General features: G+C 38.0%; 4 protein-coding genes. All 4 read right to left on the bottom strand.

The window, feature by feature from the left end; translation table 11 throughout:
• On the bottom strand, positions 1-717 hold a 717-nt coding region (locus PMI13_RS16105), incomplete at its 3' end, for a COG1470 family protein (protein ID WP_007845652.1).
• 5 nt (positions 718-722) lie between these two features.
• Positions 723-1,748 (bottom strand): hypothetical protein, encoded by a 1,026-nt coding sequence (locus PMI13_RS16100; protein ID WP_007845651.1) that lies wholly within the window; start codon positions 1,746-1,748, stop codon positions 723-725.
• Positions 1,741-2,544: a fimbrial biogenesis chaperone gene (locus PMI13_RS16095; RefSeq protein WP_007845648.1), complete on the bottom strand. Its 804-nt coding sequence runs from the start codon at positions 2,542-2,544 to the stop codon at positions 1,741-1,743. Before PMI13_RS16095 ends, PMI13_RS16100 begins: the two co-directional genes overlap by 8 nt.
• Positions 2,545-2,625: 81 nt before the next feature.
• Positions 2,626-2,772, bottom strand: a complete 147-nt coding sequence (locus tag PMI13_RS21255) for a hypothetical protein (protein ID WP_156104487.1) — start codon at positions 2,770-2,772, stop codon at positions 2,626-2,628.
• Between the last annotated feature and the right edge of the window lie 121 nt (positions 2,773-2,893).

Genomic DNA, 2,893 nt, shown 5'->3' with positions numbered 1-2,893 from the left:
ATTCTGAACGGAAACCGAGGTACTCCCGAATATTTCCTTATCAGGTTCTCTGAAGCCGGCAACAGTAACGGTAAACTGAGGACTTTTAAGCATTGCGCCCGAAGGCATAAAACGGAAAGTAAGTACTGAATCTTTCTGAACTCCGATGCTTCCTTTTTTCTCTACGAAAATATTTTCCTGGGAAGCTTCCGGAATTTTAAATACAACCGTTATGTTTTGTTTTCTGTTCCCAAGATTGGAAACCCTTGTTCTTACCTCGATAGAATCATTTGCTTTATTCATATAAATCACAGGACTTTCCGTAACAAGCCGCATACTGTTGTTTTCTGCTACATGATAAGCGATTTCTTTTTTTGAAACCGGAGTATTCTTTTGGTCTGTAAGATTAAAAACCATTTGGGTGTCTCCCGAGCCTGCATTATTGCTGACTAATATTTTTACCGGTAAAAAAAGATTGTTGCCGGGTAGTAAGTCAACGTCAATTTTGCTGCCTGAAATGTTCCTGAAACCTGCGGGAGTATTGATTTCGACTTTTCCCTTGAAAGGATTGCTTCCTTCGTTCTTTAAAACTAAAATAAGATCTATAATATTAGCCTTACCCGCATTCGATTCATTGCGGATTTCCATGCTGATCCCGGAATTTTCCTGAGCGGGAATCAAAACAAAAAGAGACATCAAAAAAACGATAAATATTTTTTTGAAAAATTTGTAAGGCATAAATTTTATTGAGGAATTATCTCATATTGAAGGGTGGTGGCATATTCTTCTGTCTTGGCATTGATAAACCTTTCATCATTAGCCCCTGTAGAATATTTGATATCATAATAAACACTGGAACCCTGAGTAGAGTTTCCCGTAGCAATAAGCTGTGGTGAAGCGCTTAGTAAAACAGGATATACATTTCCTTTTCCTGAAACAGAATATAAGGTAAGCTTGATGGTTTCCAAGGGAATGGAGTTTCCAGCCGGAGACATAAACTGCCCCTGAAGAGATTTTAATTTAATCTGATAATTGGTATTGCTGCTTACAATCAGGCCGTTGGAATAGGTTGCACTTACTCCGTTTACATAATCGCTCATGCTTTTAAACTCTAATGAACCGTTCACTGCATTTGCGGAAAACTTTAAAGAGAGCTCCGGGACATCTGTCGGGGTCCCGGAAAGCTGGCCAATCTGAAACTGAAAATTATGATCTGTTTTACCAATGATATTATTGTACTGATCATACACCGTAAACTGTATCGGAGCGATAAAAGTAATCCATGCCGGATAATTTCCCAGATAGGATCCTCCCATCACATTCAGACTGTATTTCAACTGAAGATTGTAATAGCCGTTTGGCTTGGCAGGCTGATTATAAAGCGCTGCATTCGATTGTGGAATAAGGAAAACCTCCTGTCCTTCCTGGAGAAAAACGTTAAGCGGCATCCCGATCTGAGGGATTGTAGGAACCGGGTTGGGATAGGCCTGACCAGAAGAGGAAACCGGCTGAAAAGAAACTTTATTCGCCGGCATTGTATATTTGCCGCCATTCGAGGTAATAGGTTGTTTCAATCTCATAGATATTCTCCAGTTTGGAATGCTAAAATTGCCGTTACCTGCCAAAGTAAGAGTATAAGCATCAGAATTTGTATTCCCGCTGTATGAATTAATCTGTAAATAACTGTTTACCCAGGAGCTATAATTAACCTGTGAAAAACAATTCAGGGAAATCAGCAAAAGCAGGCAGAAAAACTTTTTATTACTCATAATTGAAGTTTAATTCCCCTAATTCCAGATTGTTGCTGTCTCCATAATCAATCATTACGGAAGCGGTGTATTTATCCTTTTCAAGTGTCGAAGGCAGAGGAATATCCATTTCTCTTTTGTTTCCCGGCATCGTATAAAAAACAATAGGGTCGAGTGTTATCTTTTTCCCGTTTTGTGTATTGACAAGATCTGTATAAACTTTTCCGTCAACCCATACATCTCCCTGGTTTTCAAAAAACAGGTTAATTGTTTTTTGTGATTTTCCGTAAACCATGTTCTGGATTTCAAGCTTTTTACTTTTAGCGGAAGTCAGTTTATGAAAAAGTTTAATTCCGGAACGGATACTGACCTTTATATTGGCACCTTTACTGTCTATATCATCTACAGGATTCATCTGACTTACATATAAAACAGCAGTATGGGCCGGTAAATGATCTGTTAATGCACTTGGAGCCGTAATCGTAACATCGATTTCTTTTCTTTCTCCGGGAGCCAGTGTAAAGTAATTGTCTTCTTTCTTTATGGTTACCCAGCTTGCACACGAGGTTGGACGTGTATTGGCAGGATACATCATATTTTCACCTTTGTTATCATATTCCCAGTCACCAAGGCTTACAGCAAGATCGAGTGAATTTTTTGCACTGACGTTGGTCACCGTTATTTTCTGTGTGTTGCTGTTCCCTGAATCCGAATCAAAATAGAGTCTGGGAGGTGAAACAGAAACACCTGTCTGTCCATATCCTTTACAAAAAAAACAAAGGCTAAGCGTTAAAAAGAAGAAAAACAATTTATTCATGGCGTATATTTAGCACTTAAATACAGATAAAGTGCTACAAATTAGCTTGTAACACTTTATAATGAATATTTTTAATATTTTTTATTGAGAAATAATTGTATAGGTTAGCTCTGTAGTATATACAGTTGGATCCTGACCTGCAACATAGTTATCAAGGTAAGCATTAGCTCCTGCACCTTTATATTCAACGCTGATTTTTTTATCTACACCTCCGTTAGAAGAAGTCACCAATGTTGTTTCGTTAGCTGATAACTGTACGTTTTGTGCATATTGTGCTCCGGTAGACTTCCCTGTTTTGGTAGACTTCCCTGTTTTTCAGACAAATTAAAATTATTAAATTTAGTTTGTT

Source organism: Chryseobacterium populi (assembly GCF_000282115.1).
Taxonomy (GTDB): domain Bacteria; phylum Bacteroidota; class Bacteroidia; order Flavobacteriales; family Weeksellaceae; genus Chryseobacterium; species Chryseobacterium populi.
The sequence above is the reverse complement of the archived record's forward strand: the minus strand, read 5'-3'. Positions and strand labels throughout refer to the sequence as shown.